The following is an 18,447-nucleotide window of genomic DNA, read 5'->3' as shown; positions in this document are numbered from 1 at the left end:
GTCACGGTGCATATCCTCGGCACCAACGATGCCGCCGTGCTGTCCGCCGACATCGCCAATCTCACCGAGACCAATGCAGCCACTGACATTTCCACCGCCGGCACCCTGACCATCAGCGACGTCGACAGCGCCGCGACCTTCGTCGCCCAGACCAACACCGTCGGCAGCTACGGCCAATTCTCCATCGGCACCGGCGGTGCCTGGACCTACGCCGCCGACTCCGCTCACAACGAGTTCGCCGCAGGTACCACCTACACCGACACCTTCGCGGTGAGCAGTGCCGATGGCACCCTCACCTCGGTCACTGTGCATATTCTCGGCACCAACGATGCGGCCGTGCTGTCCGCCGGCATCGCCAATCTCACCGAGACCAATGCCGTCGCTGACATTTCCACCGCCGGCACCCTGACCATCAGCGACGTCGACAGCGCCGCGACCTTCGTCGCCCAGACCAACACCGTCGGCAGCTACGGCAAGTTCTCCATCGGCACCGGCGGTGCCTGGACCTACACCGCCGACTCCGCTCACAACGAGTTCGCCGCTGGCACCACCTACACCGACACCTTCGCGGTGAGCAGTGCCGATGGCACCCTCACTTCAGTCACGGTGCATATCGCCGGCAGCAATGATTTGCCGACTATCACCTCCAACGGCGGTGGTACGACGGCTTCGATCAACGTCGCGGAGAACACCGCAGCGGTCACGACAGTGGCGGCAACCGATGTTGATCTACCCGCACAAACACTGAGCTACAGCATCGTCGGCGGAGCGGATGCCGCGAAGTTCTCGATCGTTTCAGGCACAGGTGCGCTGAGCTTTATTTCCGCACCCAACTTTGAAGCGCCGGCGGATTCGGGAACGAACAATGTCTATGACGTGATTGTGCGGGCGTCGGACGGCACGCTGTTTGACGACCAGGCGATCGCCGTAACCGTGACGGGAGTCAACGACAACAGCCCGGTGATCACCTCCAACGGCGGTGGTGCGACGGCTTCGGTCAGCGTGGCGGAAAACACCACAGCGGTCACGACGGTGGTGGCGACCGATGCCGATCTACCAGCGCAGACGCTGAGCTACTCGATCCTGAATACGGCCGGGACGGACTTCGGCAAATTCTCGATCAGTTCGAGCGGAGTGCTGACGTTCAATTCGGCGCCCGATTACGAGAATCCCCAGGATATCGGTGGTACCGACGGCGACAATGCCTACGTCGTGGACGTTCAGGTGGCCGACGGCAATGGCGGAACCGATACGCAGACCATTACGGTGAATGTGCAGAACGTCGTCGAGACGCCTGTCGATAGCGTGGCGCCAACGGTGACAGTGACAGGGACGGCCTTAGGCAGTTCGATCGGCTCGACGTCGACGGTCACATTCCAGTTCAGTGAGACAGTGAGCGGTTTCAACCTCTCGGATGTCTCGGTGACTACGACGAGCGGAGCGCCCCGCGGAACCTTCAGTAACTTTACCCAGGTCGATGGCGATACCTACACCGCGACGCTGACCAGAACGCTGGGCGGTAGCATAAAAGTCGACGTTGCCGCGAACAGCTACACCGACCTGGCGGGTAATCCCGGGGCTGCCGGGAGCAGTGCAAACCTTCCGGCAGGCGTTGCCGGCGAACCCATCAATCTGGCCCTCGACATTCCACTGGCCGAGATTAACGGCCCCGTAACGGTGGCCATCAGTGGCATTCCTTCGGGGTGGGTGTTCAATGCTGGAACCGACAACGGCGACGGCACCTGGACCGTGCAGACCAACGATCCCGGCGCCTTGACCGTGACAACCCCAAGCGACTTCGCAGGTGCGTTGGTACTTGATGTCAACATGTACTGGAGCAACAGTGACGGCAGCACCGCAAGCGCCTACGTGTTCAACAACGTCGAAGTCTATGCCCCAGGCTCGCCGATCTTTGCCTTGTCCGCTGATGACAACCTGACCGGTTCGTCCGGTGCCGACACGTTCGTCTTCGCCCAGCCAATCGGTAACAACCAGATCTACAATTTCGACGTCATGGCGGACAAAATCGACTTGATCGGCTTCACAGGCGTCACCACCTTCGCTGACTTGAGCATCAGCAACGACGTAAACGGCAATGCCCTGGTCAGCATCGGCTCCGGCCAGACGGTCACCTTGAGAGGTGTCGATGCAGCGGACCTGAGCGAAGCGAACTTCCAGTTCGATAGGGACCCGCTTACCAGCAATACCGGCACCCTCACCATTGCCGACGGCGCGATCATGCCGTTCGGTGGCAGCCTCGATAATAGCGGCACCATCGAACTCGGCTCCGCTGGCAACGAGACCCGTCTTGAGATTCTGTTCCGTGGCGCGACCTTGACCGGTGGCGGCCAGGTGCTGCTATCCGACAACGCGCAAAACGTGATTTTCGGCGGTAGCGCCGACACCGTGCTGACCAACGTCGACAACCGCATTTCCGGCGCCGGCCAGTTGGGCGCCGGGCAAATGATACTGGCCAATGCGGGGCTGATCCTCGCCAGCGGCTTGAACAGCCTGGTGCTCGACACCGGCACCCACACCATCACCAACAGTGGTGTGCTGGAGTCCACAGGCACAGGCGGCATGACGGTGGCGAGCACGGTCGAAAACACCGGCCATCTGTGGGCCAACGGTGGTGACCTGCACCTGCTGGCCGACGTGACCGGCAATGGCAGCGCAACCATCGACGGCAATGCCAGCCTGACCTTCGCTGGCGCCGCACACACCTCCGTCGCCTTTCACGGCGAAGGTGCGGGCTCGCTGGTGATCGCCCAGGCTGAAGCAGCGGGCTCGCTGGTCGGTATCCTCGGCCTCGAGAGCGATGACTTGCTGACGTTCGGCGATCTCGCTTTTGGCGCCAACACCCAGCTCGGCTACACCGCCAACGCCTCTGGCGCCGGTGGCCTGCTGACGGTGGACGATGGTACGCATCGAGCCGAGGTGAACCTGCTGGGGCACTACTCGGTAGAAGACTTCCAGGTCACCGACGGTGGCGAAGCCGGCACCCAAGTCAGCTTCCACGGCGAATCCAGCGGCACACTGGTGGGCAGCATGCTCGCGGATACGCTCAGTGGCGGCGACGGCAACGACATCATCGTGGGTCGTGGCGGCGAGGACACCCTCAGCGGCGGCGCGGGAGCCGACGTGTTCGCCTACCTCAACGCGAATGAAGGCGGCGACCATATCCTCGACTACAACTTTGCCGAAGGTGACACCGTCGACCTCTCCACGCTGCTCAACGCCAACTTCGTCAGCGGCACCAGCCAGGTAGCTGACTTTGTCCAACTGGCGCAGTCCGGCAGCGACATCACGGTGCAGGTGGATCCCGATGGCGCCAACAATGGCAAGCACTTCGTCGATGTGGCGGTGCTTGACCACGCTGGCACCCCCAGCCCCGATCTGGTACGCACCTGGTTCGGGGAGGCCGACCATACGCTGACCGCGTGATGCATTGGGCTGGAGCTGGCTGGGAGGGTCAGTATGCTCGATGTGAATCGAGTGGCCCCGCAGTCAGCTTTTCGAAATCCAGATGGGGGAACAAGCGGGGGGAATAAAAACAGCCAGAAACGACGAAGCCCCTGAAAACTTTAACGTTTTCAGGGGCTTCGGCTACTTCAATAATGGCGGAGAGATAGGGATTCGAACCCTAGGTACCCGCGAAGGTACAACGGATTTCGAATCCGTCCCATTCGGCCACTCTGGCATCTCTCCAACGGCGCGCATCATAACAGCACCTTTGCCCGAAGCGAAGCCCCTCGGGCAAATTTTTTCCGTGCTATCAGTCGGTTGCGTCGATTACAGCGGTACGCCCAGACGGTTTGCGACTTCTTCGTAGGCTTCGATCACATCACCGAGCCCCTGACGGAAGCGGTCCTTGTCCATCTTCTTGCGGGTTTCCTTGTCCCACAAGCGGCAGCCATCCGGGCTGAACTCGTCGCCCAGGACGATCTGGCCGTGGAATACGCCGAACTCCAGCTTGAAGTCCACCAGCAGCAGGCCGGCATCGTCGAACAGCTTGCTCAGGACTTCGTTGACCTTGAGCGACAGTTCTTTCATGCGTGCCAGTTGCTCGGCGGTGCCCCAACCGAAGGCCACGACGTGAGATTCGTTGATGAACGGGTCGCCCTTGGCGTCGTCCTTCAGGAACAGTTCGAAGGTATAAGGGTTGAGCTTCAGGCCCTCTTCCACACCCAGGCGCTTGACCAGGCTACCGGCGGCGTAGTTACGCACAACGCACTCGACCGGAATCATGTCCAGCTTCTTCACCAGGCACTCGTTGTCGCCCAGCAGCTTGTCGAATTGGGTCGGCACGCCGGCCTCTTCGAGCTTTTGCATGATGAAGGCGTTGAACTTGTTGTTCACCATGCCTTTGCGATCGAGCTGCTCGATACGCTTGCCGTCGAACGCCGAGGTGTCGTTGCGAAACAGCAGGACCAGGCGGTCGGCGTCGTCGGTCTTGTAAACCGATTTGGCTTTGCCACGGTAGAGTTCTTCACGTTTTTCCATGATGGGCTCCGCTTGCTAAGTAGGTGGGCTAGGCGATGTGTCGCCAGTCGAGCCCTGAATCTTGATCGGCCAGTTGTAGCCAGTCCGGGTCGCACCCGAGGGTGTCGACAAAACATTGCCGGGCCAGCTGCGGCAGGTTGTTCTTGCTGCTGAGATGGGCCAGTACCAGATGCTGCAGGTCCTGCCAGCCCAACTCGGCCACCAGGCTTGCAGCCTGATGGTTGTTCAAATGTCCCATTTCCCCACCGACCCGCTGCTTGAGGAAATACGGGTAGTAACCTCGGGCCAGCATATCGCGGCAGTGATTGGCCTCGATCATCAAGGCATCCAGCCCGCGATAGCGGTCGATCACCGTGTCGCAATAGGAACCCAGGTCGGTCAGCAGGCCAAAACGCCGCCGGCCGTCACTGAACACGTACTGCACAGGTTCCAGCGCATCGTGGGCGACGCGGGTCACGTCGATGCTCAAGGCACCGACCTGAAGCGTCTCGCCCCCGGCGAGAAAACCCGCGGCGTCCACCGGTTTGCGCATCCCGCGCAACGTGCCGCGACTGAGGTAGACCGGTAAATTGTAGCGCCGAGACAGCAAACCCACGCCATGCACGTGGTCGGCATGTTCGTGGGTTACCAGAATCGCGCTCAGCTGCGCGGGGGCTACCCCCAGGCGCAGCAGGCGCCGCTCGGTTTCGCGCAAGGAGAAACCACAATCCACCAGGACGTAGGTGTCGTCACTGGCTATCAGCGTGCCATTCCCTTGACTACCACTGCCGAGAACGGCGAAACGCATCGGATCAGCCTAGGTTGTCCTGAATCACAGTCAAGACCTTGCGCGCCACTTCAGGCGGAGCAACGGTGTTGATGTCTTTCTCGACGGTGACCTGGACGTTGTCGCCCACCTTGCTCAGGCGAACCTGATAACGCTCGGCGCGGGCCTCGATTTCTTCCTTGGCCGGTGCGCTGCCGAACAACTTGCCGAAGAAGCCCGGCTCGTCGTTTTTCTTCTCGGCTTTTTCCGCCAGGTTGATGTAGTACAGGCCCAGGCTGCGGTTGATGTCTTCAACGCGCCACTCGCCCTGTTCCAGGGCACGGCCGACGCTCGACCAGGCGCGGTCGAGGTCTTCGCCGAGGTTGAGCACCACGTTGCCGCTGCCGTCTTCGGTGAGGCTGACACGGCTAGGGGTATCGAAATCACGCGCGGCCAGCAGGGAGACCGAACCGCCCTTCTCGGCGCTGCGGCTCATGCTGGCGAGCATTTCGTCGACCAGCGCGGCATCCAGGCTGGTGTTGACCGAGCGGTTGGTGAAATCGACGTTGGAGGTGCTGCCGACAGGACGTTCGGCGCTGACCACGTAGACTTCACTGGTATTGCGCTGCACGCCTGGCTCGATACGCACCCGCACGCGGGTTTCGTTATCGGCCGAACCTACGCTGCCCAGGCGCTTGGCCATGGATGCGGAGAGTTCGTCGGAACGCTGCCAGGCGGTGGTGAACTCGCCGGTTTGCGGACGTTGCTCGTCAATACGGAAACCGTTGTCCTGGAAGAACTGCATGGCCACCGGCCAGACTTCGGCCGGGGCGTGCTGGGCCATGACCCAACGCGCATCGCCGCTCTTCTGCAGGGTGTAGTCGCTGGCATCGGCCACCGAGCCCAACGGCTGCGGACGCGGCACGATGTATTCGCCCTTGACGGTGTCGTCGGCCACATTGCGCGGAATCGGCAGCAGCGGATCGAGGCGCTTGGAGGTGCTGACATCCGACGGCAGTTGCATCGGTGCGGTCTGTTGCGCTTGCAGGTAATCGCTGCCGCGGTCACGGAAGTAGCCTTCCGGCCCCCAAATCCAACCGCAGCCACTGGTGCTGGAGATAATCAAGGCAAGTGCGGAAAGTCCGGCCAATCGCTTCATGCGTAGTACTTCCTCAATTAAACCAATACGCCGGACTGGCGCATGGCCTGCCGCAGCGGTTCGTGACAGGCAGCACTGAGCCAGGTGAGCGGCAGACGGATACCGTTCGCCATCAAGCCCATCTCGCACAGGGCCCATTTCACGGGAATAGGGTTGGATTCGATAAACAGAGTCTTGTTGAGCGGCATCAGCTTCTCGTGGATCGCCCGGGCGGTGGCGGCATCGCCACGCATCGCGGCGGCGCACATCTCGCTCATGGCTTTTGGCGCCACGTTGGCGGTCACCGAAATATTGCCCTTGCCACCCAGCAGGATCAGTTCGACGGCGGTTGCGTCGTCGCCGGAGTACACCAGGAAGTCGCTGCTCACGCCAGCCAGGATGTCCTTGGCGCGCTGCAGGTCACCGGTGGCTTCCTTGATGCCGATGATGTTCGGCACGGTCGACAGGCGAATCACGGTCTCGGCCTGCATGTCGCAAGCGGTGCGGCCCGGCACGTTATAGAGGATCTGCGGGATATCGACGGCTTCGGCGATGGCACGGAAATGCTGATACAGGCCTTCTTGCGTCGGCTTGTTGTAATAAGGGGTCACCAGCAGGCAAGCGTCGGCACCGGCGATCTTCGCGTTGGTGGTCAGCTCGATCGCTTCGCGCGTCGAGTTCGCGCCGGTACCGGCGATCACCGGGATACGCCCTGCAACCTGAGCGACCACGCGACGAATCACTTCGATGTGTTCGTTCACATCGAGGGTAGCCGACTCACCTGTAGTGCCGACCGCCACAATGGCGTTGGTGCCCTCTTGCAGGTGGAAGTCCACCAGTTTGCTCAGGCTGTCCCAGTCGAGACGACCCTGTGCATCCATGGGTGTGACCAGTGCCACCATACTGCCCGCAATCATGCAACCGCTCCTGCCGGAAAAAGAGAGCGGTAATGGTACTGGCGCCAAGATGCTTGCACAAGCGAAGTACCGCGCTGCGAGCATTCCCCTGAGCGATGTATTTCGCTACCCTTCAGGCTTTGATCGGTACTGCTAAGCTTGTACGCCGGGTTCCAGCCTCCCTTTTCGGCATCCGAAGCCCCAATCCTGCGTTGCCGCCCTTCGCTCTCGCCTTTTATGGAGCTCGTCGCAACCTGGCGGTTCAGGGCTTCTGAAACCGCATCCGGATGTTTACCCAGTACTCGAGCCTGCAAAAGTATCGACCGCTCATCGCTTTAGGAATGCTGCATGTCCACCCCCACAGTCCGCGAACAATTCCTTGTCATCAGTGCCCTCGGCGCCAACCCCATGGAGCTGACCAACGTCCTGTGCCGCGCCAGCCATGAAAACCGCTGCGCCGTGGTGACCTCCCGCCTGACCCGCCATGGCGAGTGCAGCGCGCTGGTCCTGGAGGTTTCCGGCAGCTGGGATGCCCTGGCGCGCCTGGAGGCCGGCCTGCCGTCGCTGGCGAAGAAATACGCCTTCACTGTCAACGTGGTGCGCAGCGCGGCCCTGGAAAACCGCCCGCAGGCCCTGCCTTATGTGGCTTACGTCAGCGCCGCCTACCGCCCGGACATCGTCAATGAACTGTGCCAGTTCTTCATCGACCACCATGTCGAGCTGGAAAACCTGACCTGCGATACCTATCAGGCCCCGCAGACCGGCGGCACCATGCTCAACGCCACCTTTACCGTGACCTTGCCGGCCGGCACCCAGATCAGTTGGCTGCGCGATCAGTTCCTGGACTTCGCCGACGCAATGAATCTCGATGCGCTGATCGAACCCTGGCGCCCACAGAACCCAATGTAAGGAAGCCCCAATGGCCGTTGCCATCGACCAACCTGTTGCCCATTTCGAAGCCCCGGCCACCAGCGGTCAGACCGTCAGCCTGGCCGCGCTCAAGGGCAAGCAGGTGGTGATCTACTTCTACCCCAAGGACAGCACCCCGGGTTGCACCACCGAGGGCCAGGGCTTTCGCGATCAATACGCCGCGTTCAAGGCCGCCAACACCGAGGTGTTCGGCGTCTCCCGCGATGACCTGAAGTCCCATGAGAACTTCAAGTGCAAGCAGGAATTCCCCTTCGAGCTGATCAGCGACAAGGACGAAGCCGTCTGCCAGCTGTTCGACGTGATCAAGCTGAAGAAGCTCTACGGCAAGGAATACATGGGCGTCGATCGCAGCACCTTCCTGATCGACAAAAATGGAGTGCTGCGCCAGGAATGGCGTGGCGTGAAAGTGCCAGGCCACGTGGATGCGGTACTGGCTGCTGCGCAGGCGCTGAACAAGGCCTGAGCGTGGTAGCCGACTAAAAGGTAACCGATTAAAAAAAGGGGGGCGGCTGATTCAGCCGCCCCCTTTTCATTTCCAGAGCAGGGCCGCTCTAGAGCAAGGGCGCCACGACCGGCTCCTTGCGCGGCCAGGCATCCAGTACCGCCTTGAACAGGGTGGCCAGGGGAATCGCGAAAAACACCCCCCAGAAGCCCCACAGCCCGCCAAACAACAGTACTGCACAGATGATCGCCACCGGATGCAGGTTCACCGCCTCGGAGAACAGCAGCGGCACCAGCACGTTGCCATCCAGGGTCTGAATGATCCCGTAGACCGCCATCAGATAGATGAACTGGTCGCTCCAGCCCCACTGGAACAAGGCAATCAGCGCCACCGGCACGGTCACCACCACCGCCCCGACGTAGGGCACCACCACCGAAATCCCCACCAGCAGCGCCAGCAGGGCCGCGTAGTTCAGCCCCAGGGCCACGAAGGCGATGTAGGTCACCCCGCCGCAAATGACGATCTCGATCACCTTGCCACGAATGTAATTGGCGATCTGCCGGTTCATCTCCTGGGCCACCCGGGTGATCAGGGCCCGCTCGCGCGGCAGGTAACCGCGCACCCACTGGCTGATCATCGCCCGGTCCTTGAGGAAGAAAAACACCAGGATCGGCACCAGCACCAGATAGATCATGATGTTGACCAGCAGCGGCAGGCTGGACAGCGAGAAGGTCAGCGCCCACTGGCCGAACTTGCCGATCTCGCCGCGTGCCACCTCGATCGCCTGCAGCACCTGTTCGTCGGACACCAGGTGCGGATAACGCTCCGGCAACAACAGAAGCAACGATTGCCACTTGGCGAGCATTCCCGGCAGCTCGTTGAACAAGGTAATCAACTGGTGCCACAACAGCGGCACGACGACCACGATGAACACCAGTAGCAGCCCCATGAACAGAGCGAAGACCAGACCCACCGCCGCCCCGCCAGGCAAACGCCAGCGTTCCAGCGTGAGCACCAGCCCCTGCATCAGATAGGCCAGCACCATCCCCGCCAACACCGGCGCGAGCATGCCGCCCAGGGTCAGCACCGCGGTGAAGGCCAGGAACAACAGAACGGCCAGTACCACGGCCTCTTCATCGGAGAAGTAGCGCTGAATCCAGTCGCGTAACACTTTGAACATCAATGATCCTTAGACAGAGGCGCGATGATTTCCGGGGCGGTTCAGGCCTTCTTCAGCCAGTAACGATAGACCCCGGCCTCGTCTTCCTCGCGAAGCAGGGTATGACCGGCCAAACGGGCAAAGGTGCGAAAGTCGCGCTGGGAGCCGGCATCCGTGGCGATCACCTTGAGCACCGCGCCGCTGGCCAGGCGATTGAGTTCCATCTTGGCCTTGAGCAGCGGCAGCGGGCAGTTCAGTCCGCTGGCATCGAGCTCGGCGTCGTGGGCTACAGCATCAGTCATTGCGTCACTCCGGGAGGGTCGTCGAGATGCCTAGAATATCTGGTCCAAGGCCTGGTGTCCGGCTACAGTAGACTCTTTGTCGACTAAGGCTTTGTGCATGACTTTTTTGCGCCCTACCCTGCTGACGCTCGCTTGCCTGCTCGCCTCACCAGGCTTCGCCGACGACCTGCCATCACTCGGTGACGCCAGCTCTGCCATTGTCTCGCCCCAACAGGAACACCAACTGGGCCGCGCCTGGCTGGCGTTGCTGCGCAGCCAGGTTTCGCAACTCAACGACCCGCAACTCAAGGACTACGTCGAAACCAGCGTCTACAAACTGGTCGAGACCAGCCAGGTCAACGACCGACGTCTCGAGTTCATCCTGATCAACAGCCCGCAGCTCAACGCGTTTGCCGCTCCTGGCGGGATTGTCGGGGTCAACGGTGGACTGTTCCTCAACGCCCAGACCGAAGGCGAATATGCCTCGGTGCTGGCTCACGAACTGGCGCACTTGTCGCAACGCCACTTCGCCCGTGGCGTCGAGGCTTCGCAACGCATGCAGGTGCCGATGATGGCCGCCCTGCTGGCCGGGATCGTGATCGCCGCGGCGGGCGGTGGCGACGCCGGGATCGCCGCCATTGCCGGCACCCAGGCCGCGGCCATCCAGGAACAACGGCGCTTCTCCCGGCAGAACGAGCAGGAAGCCGACCGCATCGGCATCCTCAACCTGGAAAAGGCCGGTTATGACCCGCGCTCCATGCCGACCATGTTCGAGCGCCTGATGCGCCAGTACCGTTTCGACGCCAAGCCGCCGGAGTTCCTGCTGACTCACCCGGTCACCGAATCGCGGATCGCCGACACCCGCAACCGCGCCGAACAGGCCAAGGCCGGCGGCAAGGAAGACAGCCTGCGTTACCAACTGATTCGCGCACGAGTACAGCTGATCTACGAAGAGTCCCCTGGCATGGGTGCCAAGCGTTTCCGCGCCCAGCTCGACGAAAACCCGAAAAACGACATCGCCCGCTACGGCCTCGCCATCGCCCAGATCAAGGGCAGCCAGTTCAACGATGCCCGGGAAAACCTCAAGCAGCTGCTAGCCAAGCAACCTAACGACATCACTTACAACCTGGCCCAGATCGATCTGGATACCGCCACCAGCCGCTTTTCCGACGCCCAGGCCCGGGTGGATAAAATGCTTGCGCAGTATCCGGGCAACTACCCACTGAACCAGGTCAGGGTCGACCTGCTGCTCAAGCAGAATCGCCCGGCAGACGCCGAAAAGGCCCTGGAAAGCCTGCTCAAGACCCGCTCCGACGATCCGGACGTCTGGTACTCGGTGGCGGAAACCCGTGGCCTGTCGGGCAATATCATCGGCCTGCATCAGGCGCGGGCCGAATACTTTGCCCTGGTCGGCGACTATCGCCAGGCGATCCAGCAGCTGGATTTCGCCAAACGTCGCGCCGGCAGCAACTTCCCCCTGTCTTCACGGATCGATGCACGTCAGCGTGAGCTGATGGACCAGGAGCAGATGGTCAAGGACATGATGCGCTGAGCCCAACCGGCGCCCACAAAAAAAGCCCGCCTCTTTCGAGGCGGGCTTTTTATTGCACGATCAATCCGCTACACGGATTACTCGGCCAGCTTGAAGGTAATGAAGCTGGCACGTCCCTGACGCAGAACCCGCATCGATACCGAACGGTTCTTCGGCAGCGCCTGGGCGATTTCAGTGAAGTTCTTGGTCGAAGTGATCGCCTGATTGTTCAGGTGAGTGATCACGTCGCCCGGCTGCAGGCCGATCAGCGCGGCTGGACCATCCTGAACTTCCTTGATCACCACACCGCCCTTGAGGTCGTAGGTTTTCTTCTGCTCATCGGTCAGCTCGACCACCGCCACGCCCAGACGGTTGCTGCTGCGCTCGGCACCGGACTTGCCAATGGCGTCCAGGGCCTTGTCTTCGTCCGGAATCGCACCAACGGTCAATTCGACGTTCTTGCGCTTGCCGTCACGAATCACTTCCAAATTGGCTTTCGCACCCGCCTTGAGGGCACCGACCAGATGCGGCAGGTCCGCCGACATGATGATCGGTTGACCGTTCATGCTCAGGATCACATCACCCACCTGCAGGCCGCCCTTGGCCGCCGGGCCGTCGTCCTGGATCTGGGCCACCAGCGCACCGGCCGGCTTCTCCAGGCCGAAGGACTCCGCCAGGTCTTTGTTCACTTCCTGGATAACCACGCCCAGCCAGCCGCGGCTGACTTTGCCACCGGCTTTCAGCTGGTTGGAAACGTCCATGGCGACATCGATCGGGATAGCGAAGGACACACCCATGAAACCGCCGGAACGGGTGTAGATCTGCGAGTTGATACCCACCACTTCACCGGCCAGGTTGAACAGCGGACCACCGGAGTTACCCGGGTTGATCGGCACGTCGGTCTGGATGAACGGCACATAGTTTTCGTTCGGCAGGCTACGACCGATGGCACTGACGATGCCCTGGGTGACGGTGTGATCGAAACCAAACGGCGAACCGATAGCCACTACCCACTGGCCGGCCTTCAGGTCCTGGGATTTGCCCAGCTTCAGCACCGGCAGGTCCTTGCCGTCGATCTTCAGCAACGCCACGTCGGAGCGTGGATCGGTGCCAATCAGCTTGGCTTTCAATTCGCTGCGGTCGGCCAGGCGGACAAGGATTTCATCCGCATCGGCAATCACATGATTGTTGGTCAGGATGTAACCGTCCGACGAAATGATGAAACCAGAACCCAGGGACTGGGCTTCACGCTGGCGATCACCCCGTGGCGAACGCGGCTGCGGCGGCATGCCACGCTCGAAAAACTCGCGCAGCATCGGCGGCAGACCTTCGAGGTCAGGCATCTGGGCGGAAACCTTGCGGTCCGGGAGCTTCTGCGTGGTACTGATGTTGACCACTGCAGGCGACGCCTGCTCGACCAGTTGTGTGAAGTCAGGCAAGTCCGCCGCCTGCGCGGTAACGGCCTGACCGAGCACCAGCACAGTAGCGAAAATGGAGAGATAGGATTTCAAACGTGGTATCGACATACGGCTCCCATTACAACGAGCGTGGTTAAGCGATAGGGACAAGAAATACCAGGCGACTCGCGCAGTACTTTTGTCCCGGAAACGACAAACAAGGCCAGAACCTAGTGGCTCTGACCTATAAGAAAAAACAGGGGGTTTTGCAAATGAAAATGTTCACCGAACATTTAGATATCTCGATTGCAGAGCTGGCATTGCAGACCTCTTACACAACCAACATTAACGCTCGATGAACACCTGGGGCTGTACTCTCACTGCGCCTTGGGCGCAGCGGCGTCGGTACGCATCGACAAGGCGATCCGTTCGGCGGTACCGATAGGTATCTCACCCACCACCGTTACCATCATTTCGCCTTCAGGCGTGGTCAGGCGTCGGGATACCGCCACGGTCGGACCCAGTTGAGTGCGGGTGTCGGTCACCGTCGCGCCATTGAGCGGTTCGAGGAACACCGAGAAGCGGGCCAGGCCATCGTCATACATCAGGCTGTTGACCATGGTCTTGGTGTCGGGATCTTTACGCGCACTGCTGCTGGTCAACTCGAAGCCTGGCGGCAGCCAGTCGGAATGCCAGGCCTGCGCAGCCTTCACCGCGGAGGCCTTGTCGCTGTCCAGGGCCACGGCCTTGCATTCGGCGCTGGCCTGCAGCTCGCTGTCCTTCGGCACATCCGCCGTATCCAGGCGAGTGAACTGGAAGCGCTCGAGCAACTGCCCCTTATCGTTCAACAGCAGCGATTTCAGCGGCAGGCCCGTCTCGCGGTCCAGATGCAATTCAAAACCATAACGGTGCTGGTCCCGCGGGGTCAGGGAAACAATGACCGCGGAGCGCCCAGCCACACGCGACTTGCCGATGACGGCAAGGTCGTACCAATTCTTGAGTTTTTCTGGATCGAGTGAGTGGGCCGAAGAGTTGGGGGCGTCCCCGAGTCCAGCCACCAGCGTACCGCTGACACATTGGGTACGCCCATCAACACGCACAACCTCTTGAGCGGAACCGTCGAGCTGAATCAGTCGCTCGCGGACCTGGCCATCCTGGACGCGATGCCAGATGTTATGGGTAGAAAAACTACCATTACGCTCGTAGACGAAAGTACCCTGAAAGCTTTGCTGCTGTTCGGCTTGCCCAAGACGTTTCAACCAATCCTGAGCTTCGTCGGCGTGGGCTGGAACAATGAACCAGCCACTGAGCAGAAGCGAGAGTAGAGGGATGGCGCGCATGATCCTCCTTAACGGTTTTCCAGGCTCGCCGCACGAGCATAAGGCAGAGCGCTTTCAGTGCCCTTCAGTGCAGCTTGTTGAGCATGCTGACGCAGGTAGCTTGGCAGACGCTGATCGTGCCAGCCTGGCTGACCTTGCAATACGCCGTTGGCCATAGGGCCAGGGGCTTCCGAACTCTCATTGTAGCCGGCCAATACAGCTGGGCCTTTTACTTGAGGAGCGGCCAGGGTTGGCTGGTTCGATTGCTGTGCCAGTTCGACACCAGCGATCTCATCCTGGTTGTACAGGCGAACACCCGCCAATACGGCAACGGTCACCGATGCGGCAACAGCCAGGCGACCCAGGCTACGCCATGGACCACGAGTGGCCTTGGCCGGTACGGCTTCGTCAGCCAGCGCAGCAGAAACAGCCGCGGCGATGTCCAGACGCGGAAGCAGCAATTCCTTGTGCATGGCCGCCCGGGCGATCTGGTAACGAGCCCAGGTCTCACGGGTTTCCACTTCGTCGACGGCATTCAATACCCGACGTAATTCCAGTTCGTCCGCTTCGTTATCCATCACCGCGGACAGCGATTCCTGCAGGGCTTCACGACTCATGGCGGTTCCTCTCTTGGCTGTCGCCGCTGTCTCAGGTTTCCTGCAACAACGGCTGCAGGGCTTTGTCGATGGCTTCCCGAGCGCGGAAAATCCGGGAGCGCACGGTACCCACCGGACACTGCATGACGCTGGCAATGTCCTCGTAACTCAGACCATCGAATTCACGTAAAGTTAAAGCCGTACGCAAATCTTCTGGCAGTTGCTGAATGGTTCGATGGACGGTGCCTTCGATCTCATCCCGCAGCAATGCGCGCTCCGGCGATTCGAGATCCTTGAGGCCATGATCGCCATCGTAGAACTCCGCATCCTCGGAACTGACATCGCTATCCGGCGGCCGGCGGCCGCGCGAAACCAGATAGTTTTTCGCCGTGTTGATGGCGATACGATACAGCCACGTATAAAACGCACTGTCACCGCGGAAATTACCAAGCGCACGGTAAGCCTTGATAAAGGCTTCTTGTGCAACATCCTGGGCTTCATGGGTGTCGTGCACAAAACGCACGATCAACCCGAGAATTTTGTGCTGGTATTTCAGCACTAGCAGATCGAAAGCTCGCTTGTCGCCGCGCTGAACGCGCTCGACCAGCTGCTGATCCTCTTCCTGGGTTAGCATGAACACTCCTCGATAAGCTCGGAGGAGGCTTGCATAACTAAACGATCAGGCTTGCAAACATAGACTCGGGCTTTTCGCAAAAGTTCTCCCCCTCCAAGCAAGTTTCCTGCGGGCTCTGATTTGGCACGCACGAAAAACGCAGCGCGGGCAAGGCCGGCTGCGCGAATAATCCTGTCGTCGAATTGAGCTGCATGACCACGACACAAGTCCTGCATAAAACCGACGCTGTCCCTTCTATCAGGCAACCTTCTATTGAGTTTGGGGCCGTGTCAAAAGTTCCCAATCTTTATAGCCGTACGGAGCGAACATTGTGTAACCATGAAGAGAAAAAGGTTGCTACATCTTCGATACAGTCGCCAGCTCCCCGATTTGACTGAAAAATCGAGCCACCCATCACTGCCTCGCAAGACCGCTTTTCTCGCCCTCATAATTTCATAATGCCACGAAGGCACCGCTATTGTGCCGATCCCCCCCTCTATATACTAGTGGGCTGCATGGCTGCTTTGACTCGCCGATCCAGGCGTCTTGCGCCAACCCCGACCCGGGTCGCTTTTGAGCGGAATCTTCCAATGAGCCAACAGTTTCAACACGATGTTCTCGTGATAGGCAGCGGCGCTGCCGGTTTGAGCCTTGCACTGACCTTGCCTGGTCATCTGCGTATTGCCGTATTGAGCAAGGGCAATCTCGCCAATGGCTCGACCTATTGGGCTCAGGGTGGCGTCGCGGCAGTGCTGGACGACACCGATACCGTCGAATCCCACGTCGACGACACCCTCAATGCCGGCGGCGGCCTGTGCCATGAAGACGCCGTGCGGTTTACCGTCGAACACAGCCGCGAGGCGATCCAGTGGCTGATCGATCAGGGCGTGCCCTTCACCCGTGACGAGCAATCGGGCAATGAAGACGGCGGTTTCGAATTTCACCTGACCCGCGAAGGCGGCCACAGCCATCGCCGCATCATCCATGCCGCCGATGCCACCGGCGCGGCCATCTTCACTACATTGCTGGAGCAGGCCCGGCAACGCCCGAATATCGAACTGCTGGAACAGCGGGTCGCCGTCGATCTGATTACCGAAAAGCGCCTGGGACTGGAAGGCGATCGCTGCCTCGGCGCTTACGTACTCAACCGCGCCACTGGCGAGGTCGATACCTACGGTGCGCGTTTTGTCATCCTCGCTTCCGGCGGTGCCGCCAAGGTCTACCTCTATACCAGCAACCCCGATGGGGCCTGTGGCGATGGCATCGCCATGGCCTGGCGTTCGGGCTGCCGGGTGGCCAACCTGGAGTTCAACCAGTTCCACCCGACCTGCCTCTACCATCCGCAGGCCAAGAGTTTCCTGATCACCGAAGCCCTGCGCGGCGAGGGCGCGCACCTGAAGCTGCCCAACGGCGAACGCTTCATGCCGCGTTTCGACCCGCGTGCCGAACTGGCACCACGGGATATCGTCGCCCGGGCCATCGACCATGAAATGAAGCGCCTGGGTATCGATTGCGTGTACCTGGACATCAGCCACAAACCGGAAGCCTTTATCAAAAGCCACTTCCCGACCGTGTACGAGCGCTGCCTGGAATTCTCCATCGATATCACCAAACAGCCGATCCCGGTGGTACCGGCCGCGCATTACACCTGCGGCGGGGTGATGGTCGACCAGCAGGGCCGCACCGACGTTCCGGGCCTGTATGCCATTGGCGAAACCAGCTTTACCGGCCTGCACGGTGCCAACCGCATGGCCAGCAACTCGCTGCTGGAATGCTTCGTCTATGCCCGTTCCGCGGCAGCTGACATTCTCGAACAACTGCCGCAGATCGCCATTCCGATCGCCCTGCCCGTCTGGGACGCCAGCCAGGTCACCGATTCCGACGAAGACGTGATCATTGCGCACAACTGGGACGAATTGCGGCGATTCATGTGGGACTATGTCGGCATCGTACGCACCAACAAGCGCCTGCAACGGGCTCAGCACCGGGTCCGCCTGCTGCTGGACGAAATCGATGAGTTCTACAGCAACTACAAGGTCAGCCGCGACCTGATCGAGTTGCGCAACCTGGCCCAGGTCGCCGAGCTGATGATTCGTTCAGCCATGGAGCGCAAGGAAAGCCGGGGCCTGCACTACACCCTCGACTACCCGAACCTGCTGCCCGAAGCACTGGACACTATTCTGGTGCCGCCCACCTACGGCGACTGAACTTGAGCCGCACGCGCAGGCGCCGATGCACATCGGCCGCCTGCGCGTCCCGTGGCACACAGACCGACCTCACCCAGCGCTCGCCCGGCAGGCGAAAACGCAACACCACCAGCAGCGGCAGCGCCAGGCTGTCAGGCCGCAGTTGCACCGGCCGCCAGCCCTGCCCGGCGCACCACAACTGCCAGCCATCAGCATTACGACGCAGACCGCTGAAAGCCGAGGGATGATTCAGCAAAATCCGCCGCGGCAACGCCCAGACTCCGTGGCCCAGGCACAGCAGAACCCCGAGCAGACGGGCCCAGAGTGGAATATCGAGCATCAGCAAGGCGCCCAGCGCGAACAGCTGGGCCAAGAGATAGGCCGCCAGCAATTGCCTGGAAGGCTGCCAGCGGCATTCGAAGGCGTTACTTGGGTTGGACACGATCCAGGATCATGCGGACCATGCGTTGCAGCTCGGGATCTTCGGATTCGGAGCGCTCCATGAACCAGCCGAACATGTCCTGATCTTCGCATTCGAGCAGCCTGACGTAGCAGGCACGATCAACATCGTTCAGATGCGGATAGACTTCTTTCACGAACGGCACCAGCAACACGTCCAGTTCCAGCATGCCGCGGCGGCTGTGCCAGTAGAGGCGGTTCAATTCAACATCTTCGACCATGGAGCGCTCCTCAAATAGAGCGCAAGTATAC

The 18,447-nt window shown here is 60.8% G+C and carries 17 protein-coding genes and 1 tRNA gene; 5 read left to right on the top strand and 13 right to left on the bottom strand.

Annotated elements, in window-relative coordinates:
• Nucleotides 1-3,444, top strand: a 3,444-nt coding sequence (locus AC07PQ_RS12035; protein ID WP_495072389.1) for a beta strand repeat-containing protein, incomplete at its 5' end; no start/stop codon positions are given.
• Between the two features lie 174 nt (nt 3,445-3,618).
• Here the strand turns inward: AC07PQ_RS12035 and AC07PQ_RS12030 are convergent.
• The 5 genes from AC07PQ_RS12030 to dapA form a co-directional block, all read right to left on the bottom strand.
• Nucleotides 3,619-3,708: transfer RNA gene (locus AC07PQ_RS12030), tRNA-Ser, on the bottom strand.
• Between the two features lie 84 nt (nt 3,709-3,792).
• Entirely contained in the window at nt 3,793-4,503 is a 711-nt protein-coding gene (gene purC, locus AC07PQ_RS12025; protein ID WP_007930242.1) for a phosphoribosylaminoimidazolesuccinocarboxamide synthase, read from the bottom strand.
• Nucleotides 4,504-4,531: 28 nt separating this feature from the next.
• Nucleotides 4,532-5,290, bottom strand: coding sequence for an MBL fold metallo-hydrolase (locus AC07PQ_RS12020; RefSeq protein WP_007930241.1), 759 nt, complete (start codon nt 5,288-5,290; stop codon nt 4,532-4,534).
• A 4-nt stretch (nt 5,291-5,294) separates the two neighbouring features.
• On the bottom strand, nt 5,295-6,407 hold the full coding sequence (gene bamC, locus AC07PQ_RS12015) for an NlpB/DapX family lipoprotein (RefSeq protein WP_007930240.1): 1,113 nt from the start codon (nt 6,405-6,407) through the stop codon (nt 5,295-5,297).
• A 17-nt stretch (nt 6,408-6,424) separates the two neighbouring features.
• Complete coding sequence (gene dapA / locus AC07PQ_RS12010; protein ID WP_009042590.1) at nt 6,425-7,303, bottom strand: 4-hydroxy-tetrahydrodipicolinate synthase; 879 nt, start codon at nt 7,301-7,303, stop codon at nt 6,425-6,427.
• Between the two features lie 327 nt (nt 7,304-7,630).
• Here dapA and AC07PQ_RS12005 point away from each other — a divergent pair, with 327 nt between their 5' ends.
• Nucleotides 7,631-8,191 carry a glycine cleavage system transcriptional repressor gene (locus tag AC07PQ_RS12005; protein ID WP_007930238.1) on the top strand — a complete coding sequence of 187 codons (561 nt, stop codon included), beginning with the start codon at nt 7,631-7,633 and terminating at the stop codon, nt 8,189-8,191.
• A gap of 10 nt (nt 8,192-8,201) precedes the next feature.
• Nucleotides 8,202-8,675, top strand: coding sequence for a peroxiredoxin (locus AC07PQ_RS12000; RefSeq protein WP_493185553.1), 474 nt, complete (start codon nt 8,202-8,204; stop codon nt 8,673-8,675).
• An 88-nt stretch (nt 8,676-8,763) separates the two neighbouring features.
• On the opposite strand, the gene AC07PQ_RS11995 is transcribed toward AC07PQ_RS12000, so the two are convergent.
• Together AC07PQ_RS11995 and AC07PQ_RS11990 are read right to left on the bottom strand one after the other, a co-directional pair.
• On the bottom strand, nt 8,764-9,834 hold the full coding sequence (locus tag AC07PQ_RS11995; RefSeq protein ID WP_007930236.1) for an AI-2E family transporter: 1,071 nt from the start codon (nt 9,832-9,834) through the stop codon (nt 8,764-8,766).
• A gap of 41 nt (nt 9,835-9,875) precedes the next feature.
• The gene (locus AC07PQ_RS11990) at nt 9,876-10,115 is read right to left on the bottom strand and encodes a sulfurtransferase TusA family protein (RefSeq protein WP_007930235.1); all 240 of its coding nucleotides are present in this window, start codon (nt 10,113-10,115) and stop codon (nt 9,876-9,878) included.
• Between the two features lie 97 nt (nt 10,116-10,212).
• Between AC07PQ_RS11990 and AC07PQ_RS11985 the strand changes: the two genes are divergently transcribed.
• Nucleotides 10,213-11,646, top strand: a complete 1,434-nt coding sequence (locus AC07PQ_RS11985) for a M48 family metalloprotease (RefSeq protein WP_007930234.1) — start codon at nt 10,213-10,215, stop codon at nt 11,644-11,646.
• 77 nt (nt 11,647-11,723) lie between these two features.
• Here the strand turns inward: AC07PQ_RS11985 and AC07PQ_RS11980 are convergent, their stop codons facing one another.
• From AC07PQ_RS11980 to rpoE, 4 genes are all read right to left on the bottom strand, one after another.
• Nucleotides 11,724-13,151 (bottom strand): DegQ family serine endoprotease, encoded by a 1,428-nt coding sequence (locus AC07PQ_RS11980; RefSeq protein ID WP_007930233.1) that lies wholly within the window; start codon nt 13,149-13,151, stop codon nt 11,724-11,726.
• Between the two features lie 248 nt (nt 13,152-13,399).
• The gene (locus AC07PQ_RS11975) at nt 13,400-14,362 is read right to left on the bottom strand and encodes a MucB/RseB C-terminal domain-containing protein (RefSeq protein ID WP_007930232.1); all 963 of its coding nucleotides are present in this window, start codon (nt 14,360-14,362) and stop codon (nt 13,400-13,402) included.
• Between the two features lie 8 nt (nt 14,363-14,370).
• Entirely contained in the window at nt 14,371-14,958 is a 588-nt protein-coding gene (locus tag AC07PQ_RS11970; protein WP_007930231.1) for a sigma-E factor negative regulatory protein, read from the bottom strand.
• Between the two features lie 31 nt (nt 14,959-14,989).
• Complete coding sequence (gene rpoE / locus AC07PQ_RS11965; RefSeq protein ID WP_007930230.1) at nt 14,990-15,571, bottom strand: RNA polymerase sigma factor RpoE/AlgU; 582 nt, start codon at nt 15,569-15,571, stop codon at nt 14,990-14,992.
• A 569-nt stretch (nt 15,572-16,140) separates the two neighbouring features.
• Here rpoE and nadB point away from each other — a divergent pair.
• Entirely contained in the window at nt 16,141-17,757 is a 1,617-nt protein-coding gene (gene nadB / locus AC07PQ_RS11960; RefSeq protein ID WP_493185552.1) for an L-aspartate oxidase, read from the top strand.
• Here nadB and AC07PQ_RS11955 read toward each other — a convergent pair.
• Nucleotides 17,726-18,178 (bottom strand): protein YgfX, encoded by a 453-nt coding sequence (locus tag AC07PQ_RS11955; RefSeq protein ID WP_085530065.1) that lies wholly within the window; start codon nt 18,176-18,178, stop codon nt 17,726-17,728. The genes nadB and AC07PQ_RS11955 overlap by 32 nt on opposite strands.
• A complete protein-coding gene (locus AC07PQ_RS11950; RefSeq protein ID WP_007930227.1) occupies nt 18,162-18,416 on the bottom strand; it encodes an FAD assembly factor SdhE in 255 nt (84 codons plus the stop codon). The genes AC07PQ_RS11955 and AC07PQ_RS11950 overlap by 17 nt, the downstream gene beginning before the upstream one ends.
• Nucleotides 18,417-18,447 lie beyond the last annotated feature (31 nt).

It is taken from the genome of Pseudomonas sp. GW821-FHT09E12 (assembly GCF_059416085.1).
This window is presented reverse-complemented; position numbering and strand designations above follow the sequence as displayed.

Coding starts and splice junctions, on each gene's coding strand:
- purC (WP_007930242.1), bottom strand. CDS start 4,503: ATGGAAAAACGTGAAGAACTCTACCGTGGCAAAGCCAAATCGGTTTAC.
- AC07PQ_RS12020 (WP_007930241.1), bottom strand. CDS start 5,290: ATGCGTTTCGCCGTTCTCGGCAGTGGTAGTCAAGGGAATGGCACGCTG.
- bamC (WP_007930240.1), bottom strand. CDS start 6,407: ATGAAGCGATTGGCCGGACTTTCCGCACTTGCCTTGATTATCTCCAGC.
- dapA (WP_009042590.1), bottom strand. CDS start 7,303: ATGATTGCGGGCAGTATGGTGGCACTGGTCACACCCATGGATGCACAG.
- AC07PQ_RS12005 (WP_007930238.1), top strand. CDS start 7,631: ATGTCCACCCCCACAGTCCGCGAACAATTCCTTGTCATCAGTGCCCTC.
- AC07PQ_RS12000 (WP_493185553.1), top strand. CDS start 8,202: ATGGCCGTTGCCATCGACCAACCTGTTGCCCATTTCGAAGCCCCGGCC.
- AC07PQ_RS11995 (WP_007930236.1), bottom strand. CDS start 9,834: ATGTTCAAAGTGTTACGCGACTGGATTCAGCGCTACTTCTCCGATGAA.
- AC07PQ_RS11990 (WP_007930235.1), bottom strand. CDS start 10,115: ATGACTGATGCTGTAGCCCACGACGCCGAGCTCGATGCCAGCGGACTG.
- AC07PQ_RS11985 (WP_007930234.1), top strand. CDS start 10,213: ATGACTTTTTTGCGCCCTACCCTGCTGACGCTCGCTTGCCTGCTCGCC.
- AC07PQ_RS11980 (WP_007930233.1), bottom strand. CDS start 13,151: ATGTCGATACCACGTTTGAAATCCTATCTCTCCATTTTCGCTACTGTG.
- AC07PQ_RS11975 (WP_007930232.1), bottom strand. CDS start 14,362: ATGCGCGCCATCCCTCTACTCTCGCTTCTGCTCAGTGGCTGGTTCATT.
- AC07PQ_RS11970 (WP_007930231.1), bottom strand. CDS start 14,958: ATGAGTCGTGAAGCCCTGCAGGAATCGCTGTCCGCGGTGATGGATAAC.
- rpoE (WP_007930230.1), bottom strand. CDS start 15,571: ATGCTAACCCAGGAAGAGGATCAGCAGCTGGTCGAGCGCGTTCAGCGC.
- nadB (WP_493185552.1), top strand. CDS start 16,141: ATGAGCCAACAGTTTCAACACGATGTTCTCGTGATAGGCAGCGGCGCT.
- AC07PQ_RS11950 (WP_007930227.1), bottom strand. CDS start 18,416: ATGGTCGAAGATGTTGAATTGAACCGCCTCTACTGGCACAGCCGCCGC.